The 6235-nt window shown below is 28.9% G+C and carries 5 protein-coding genes; all 5 read right to left on the bottom strand.

Annotation, left to right across the window (positions count from 1 at the left end; all coding sequences use genetic code 11):
- Positions 1–230 precede the first annotated feature (230 nt).
- Positions 231–911, bottom strand: a complete 681-nt coding sequence (rnc, locus tag BMW96_RS06050; RefSeq protein WP_092353510.1) for a ribonuclease III — start codon at positions 909–911, stop codon at positions 231–233.
- Position 912: 1 nt separating this feature from the next.
- Positions 913–1887: a phosphate acyltransferase PlsX gene (gene plsX, locus BMW96_RS06055; RefSeq protein ID WP_092353512.1), complete on the bottom strand. Its 975-nt coding sequence runs from the start codon at positions 1885–1887 to the stop codon at positions 913–915.
- Positions 1888–1928: 41 nt separating this feature from the next.
- Complete coding sequence (gene recG, locus BMW96_RS06060; RefSeq protein WP_092353514.1) at positions 1929–3947, bottom strand: ATP-dependent DNA helicase RecG; 2019 nt, start codon at positions 3945–3947, stop codon at positions 1929–1931.
- A gap of 111 nt (positions 3948–4058) precedes the next feature.
- Positions 4059–4364, bottom strand: coding sequence for a PTS sugar transporter subunit IIB (locus tag BMW96_RS06065; RefSeq protein ID WP_092353516.1), 306 nt, complete (start codon positions 4362–4364; stop codon positions 4059–4061).
- Positions 4365–4736: 372 nt separating this feature from the next.
- Positions 4737–5759, bottom strand: coding sequence for an FAD:protein FMN transferase (locus BMW96_RS06070; RefSeq protein WP_092353518.1), 1023 nt, complete (start codon positions 5757–5759; stop codon positions 4737–4739).
- Positions 5760–6235 lie beyond the last annotated feature (476 nt).

Consider the following 6235-nt stretch of genomic DNA (forward strand, 5'->3'; position numbering starts at 1 on the left):
TTTGGTGATATATACTACTATAAATTAAGAAAAACTATCTATTACATTTAAGATATTTTCTAAACAAAAAAGATGGAAAATTTCCATCTATAAATATAATTATATTTCCTAAGTGTGGTATTAATAAATACTGCACTTTTTATCTTCAATAATTATAAAACCAAAAGATAGCAGGAGCTTTTATGCTTAAATTATTATCTTCTTGAATTAATACATTGCTTTAAAATTTATCATTTTGCAAGTTTATTCAAAGCATCTTTAGCCGCTTTTTGCTCCGCTCTTTTTTTACTAGAACCAATTCCAACACCTAAAATCATATCATCCATTTTTACAGCCATTTCAAAAACTGGATTATTCGATGGACCCGTTGCAGATATTAAATCATAGGTAACAGTTTTTCTTTGATCAGCTTGAATTAATTCTTGAAGCCGTGTTTTAAAGTCAGTAATTTCATCATAATTTACATCTTCAACATGCTTATAAATCGTTATCTCAAGTATTTTTTCAACATATTCAGGTCCACAATCATAACAAACAGCTCCTATTAAAGCCTCAAAAATATCAGCTAATACACTATCTCGATCACGTCCACCATTATTTATTTCACCAGCACCTAAAAAAATCAATGTTCCTAAATTCAATTCTCTTGCAAAACGAGCTAATGATTCTTCTCGAACTAATTTAGCTCTTAATTTTGTTAATCGTCCTTCAGGCAGATCTGGGTACAAATCAAAAAGATGCCTAGAAACATGGTATTGTAATACTGCATCACCTAAAAATTCTAATCGTTCATAATCATGATTTTTTAATTTATTTTCATTTGCATATGAGGGATGTGTAAATGCTTCTTTAAAAATATCGATATTACTATAAGGTATCTCCATATTTTGTAAAAATTGTTCTAAATCCACTTTATTTCAATCCTTCTTTCATTTTATCCACCACATTACTTGAAACCATATCAAATGCTAAATTCATTGCATTCTCAAAAGCAATTGCATCACTTGAGCCATGTGCCTTAATTACTGGTTTAACAAATCCAATCATTAATGCGCCACCAGCGGCTTTAGTATCAAATTTATTCATTAATTGTTTTAATGCTGGTTTTGCCATTACTGCCCCTACTTTTGTACGTGTTGATGACATAAAACCATCTTTTAAACTTTTTACTAATACTTTTGCAACTCCTTCAATCGTTTTTAAAGCAACATTGCCTGTAAATCCATCAGTGACAACAACATCAACATCCCCGTCTAAAATCTCCTTACCTTCAATATTGCCAATAAAATTAATTTCTTGCATACTTTCTAATAATTTATATGTTTCTTGATGAACTTCATCACCTTTATGATGCTCTGCACCAATATTTAATAACGCCACTTTAGGATTACTGACTTTACGTACATTCTTTGCATAAACACTTCCCATAATAGCAAATGATTTCAATTGCTCAGCTGTATTTTCAGAGTTTGCTCCAACATCAAGTAAAGCAACACCTCTATCATTATATGTTGGTAACATTGCCATTAAGCATGATTTTTCAATACCCTCTAGTCGTTTTAAAAATAACATCGCACTAGCATAATAAGCCCCTGTATTACCACATGATAAAACAGCATCAACCTCATCATTTTTTGCTAACATCATTGTTTTAACCATACTTGACTCTTTTTTTCTACGAATAGCTAGAATATTTTCTGTCATTTCTAAAACTTCTTGTGCATCAATTATTGTGACTTGTGAATATGACTCTAAAGCTAATAATTCCTCTTTTTTTCCTACCACATATAATTCATCTGTTTTATTTTTACTTAGAAATGAGCGACAAGCTTCAACAACTATCGCACTTCCTAAATCACCACTCATAGCATCAATTCCTAATTTCATATTATTATCACCTCATATTAGTTCATATTATATCATAAAAATTAATCAATATATTTATTATTATTAATTAATTGTTCTTCAATCTCACTGATTAATTTTAAATAAACAGTATCATTAGATTTACTTTCTAATAATTCTTTAGCATCTTTTCTAGATACCTCTAAAATATTTATATCTTTAAAAATATCACCGATTATAAGCGATGGTAACCCACTTTGTTGATTACCTAAAATATCGCCAGGTCCTCTCACTTTCAAATCATAATAAGACACCTCAAAACCATCATGACAACTTTTTAAAAATTCCAATCGTTCAATCGCTTCTTTACTTGATGAATTACTTAATAAATAACAATAACCTTGTTCATTTCCTCGACCAACTCGTCCTCTTAATTGATGTAGCTGACTTAAACCAAAGCGCTCAGCATTATAAATAACCATCCAATTAGCATTACTTACATCAACTCCAACTTCAATTACAGTCGTTGAAACCAAGATTTGAATTTGGTTATTTTTAAAGTCTTCCATTATATGCTCTTTTACTTCATCATCCATTTTACCATGAAGCAAACCTACTTCATAATTCCCTTTAAAATATGCTTTCATCCCTTCATAAATACTAGTCGCATCCCTACTACTAATTACTTCACTTTCTGCAACTAATGGGCATACTACATAACATTGACCTCCACTAGCTAAATATTTTTTTAGATTATTTAAAATAGGCTTCATACTATGAGATTTTATTACATCAGTTATTACCTGTTTTCTTCCTGTAGGCATCGTTTTAATTGTTGATACATCCATATCACCATATAAACTAATTGCCAATGTTCTAGGAATCGGTGTAGCTGACATTACCATAAAATCAACTTGCTGTCCTTTTTCTTTTAACGCCTTACGCTGATTTACACCAAAACGATGCTGTTCGTCAGTAATAACTAAACCTAATTTTTGATAACTAACTTTATCTTGAAATAAAGCATGTGTCCCTACTACAATATTAATTTTACCACTATCCAAATCCTGATAAATATTTTGTTTTTCCTTATTAGATAAACGTCCTGTTAATAATGCTAAATTAATACCAGTTTCTTTAAATAAAATATTTAAAGATTTAAAATGCTGAGAAGCTAGAATTTCAGTAGGTGCCATCATTGCTCCTTGAAACCCTGCTAAATAATTTGCATATAAACCTATAGCTCCAACAACTGTTTTACCGCTACCAACATCTCCCTGAATAAAACGATACATTATTGTATCCTTTTTTAAATCATTAATTATTTCATCAACTGCTGCATTTTGATCAGGAGTTAACCTGAATGGCAACTGATTAATAAATTGTGTTAATATCTGTTGATCAAATTGTTTTTTTACCCCAATATTTTTTTTACGAGATAATTTTATATATTGCATTGTTAATTGAAATTTTAAAAATTCTTCATATTTTAAATATCTTAATGCCTCTTCTATATCATCATTATTGCATGGAAAATGAATTAAGTTTAAAGCTAATTCCTTATGTATCAAATGATGTTTAATCAATAATGAAGCTGGCACTTCATCTTGAATATGACCTTGATAAAATTTCAAAGCTTTCATAACATAATTTTGAAAAGACTTTTGAGTTATTCCCTCTTTTAAAGAATAAATAGGAGTAATACCAGTTATCTCTTTAAGTGCTTTTAATCTAATATCACTTGCTGTAATACTGTTATTAGCATTATTATATTTACCAATTATAGTTAGAAGCATTCCTTTAACCATATTTTTCTTCAAAAAATGACGATTAAAAATTATTACTTTATATATTTCTTGCTGATATAAAATCTGAAATGTCAATCTCGATAAACGTCCTTTAAAAAAAACTTTAGGTTCATCAATTAAAACACCTTCAATAATAACTTTTTCATTATTTATTAAAGATGTTGCTTCTATACAATCATAACGATATGGAAAATGAAGAATCAAATCTTTCAAACAATAGATTCCCATATTATTTAATAACTTAATTCTATTTTCATTTATTCTTAATTGTTGTAAAGGAATTTGCTTAGCCATAATATCACCACGACTATTGTATATTATTTGTTGAAAAATATCCACTCCTAACTATTAATTACACTATTAACAGGTATTATTTCATAAAAAAAGCTATTCAAATAGAATAACTTAACTGACTATCAATTCAATTGCACGATTTAAAACAGCTTTCCCATCCATTTTTGAAAAATCTATATCATTAATTTCCTCAACTGGAATAGATGTTTTAACAATAGATTTTACCTTTTCAAGGTCACTTGTATTTTGTGATGCAATCAAAATACAATCAGCATCAGCCCAAGATAATTCAATTGCACTAATCGCTACTGCCCAAACCATAACATCTAAAGTTTGCTTAGCAGCTTCTTTTTTCATCGCATCTACAAGCATACTTGTAGTTAAACCTGATGTACAACAAAGTAAAATTTTATACATAACATACCTCCATAAATATTTTGCTGATTATTTATGAAACGATTTTATCACAATGATATAAAAATTACTACATTTTTCATAATCCAAAAAGCATTTATTCCATTAATCCAGCTAAAACAAATCTACTAACTATATAAGCATAAAGATACATGCAATATTATATATCTTTACAACATTAAATTTCTTTTTTCATTATACATAATTATAAATCAACATCCAAAAACTTAATATAATTAATGTCTATCTTCTCACTTACACACTATTTATAGCTTTTGCATAACTCTAATATCATTGAAAACAATTACTAACAATGTTTCTATTTAAAAAACGTTCACATTTATTAGTACAATAATAAAAATATCTATCTTCATTTCATATCTTAATGATTTCAATATTATGTTCACTTATAAATTGATCTACAATTCCTTCTGTAGTATATAAATTTCCTTTTACATCTAATAAAATCATATTAAACTTTTTGCTATTCTTTTTCCAATAATCAACTGCCTTATCTTTGCCCATTATAAATAATGCCGTTGATAAACCATCTGCTAAAGTACCATCTCCACTTATGATTGTAACTGATTTTAAATCAGTATCCGCTGGATAACCTGTTAATGGATCAATAATATGATGGTATATAAATCCATCTTGCTCAAAATAACGCTCATATCCTCCAGATGTAATTACAGCACAGTCTTCAGCTTGTAATACTCCTAAATAATCAGTACTATCAGGATCTTTAATTGCAACTTGCCACATCTTATTATTACTTTTTTTTCCTAAAACCTGAACATTTCCTCCTAGATTAACTAACCCTTTTGAAATATTGTGTTTACGAAAAATATCCATAATCTTAGACGAAGTATACCCTTTTGCAATTCCTCCTAAATCAATCTTCGTTCCAGGCTTTTCAAAAGTAACAGTTGATTTTTGCTCATTTATCTTTATTGTAGAAGAATTAACTAATGATAATAACTGATTTAATGTATTACTATCTGGTATAACATAATTTTTATCAATAAATCCCCAGGCTTTCATAATTGGATAGATAGTAATATCGAATTTACCATCTGTCTCTGTCCACAACTTTAAGGATTGCTCTAATAGATATTTAGTATCCTTAGATAATTTACCACCACCATTTTGGTTTAATAAAAAAATCTCACTTTGTTTATTTTCTACAGATAATAACTTATCTAAACGCTCAATCTCCGCTATTGCCTCTGTTACCGCATTTTGAGCCTCATTACCATATGCTGTAACTGTCATATAGGTGTCCATCGCAAATATACTTTCACTAACAGACTTACTCGTAACTACCCCATCACTACATCCACTAAAAATTAAACAACCTAAAACAAAACCTATAATCATCAACCTTCTCTTAAGCATACTTCCTCCTTGGAAACAATTCCTTTTTCGTAATCCTACCACTCCCCTTTGTAAGAGTCAAGAAGCAGCACTTATAAGAAATATTATAATAATTATTCTTTTTCTAAATCAAGTAAAAAAGAACTGTTGTAGGTTCTCGGCTATTCAAATAATTTAGGGGGCACAAGTTTAGGGGACAACTTTGGGGGTCAACTTTAGGGGGATGACCTTACAAAAAAGACATTAAAAAAACAACAGCTGGAATTAACTAGTTGTTGTTTCTTTTTATAGTTCTTTTATCATTGATATTGTCTAGATACTATGAAAGGAACTATATGATTAATGATATCATGAATTTTTTAAACATTGAAGATAAAGATATAATTATTACCAAAATTTTAACTGATGGAAATATTAAAGAGGTTCATCTGGAAAAATCTCTTAAAGCTGAATATTGCCCTGCCTGTTCTTCGAGAATGTATTCAAAAGGCAAATAC

Source organism: Thomasclavelia cocleata (genome assembly GCF_900102365.1).
In the GTDB taxonomy this organism is placed as follows: domain Bacteria; phylum Bacillota_I; class Bacilli_A; order Erysipelotrichales; family Coprobacillaceae; genus Thomasclavelia; species Thomasclavelia cocleata.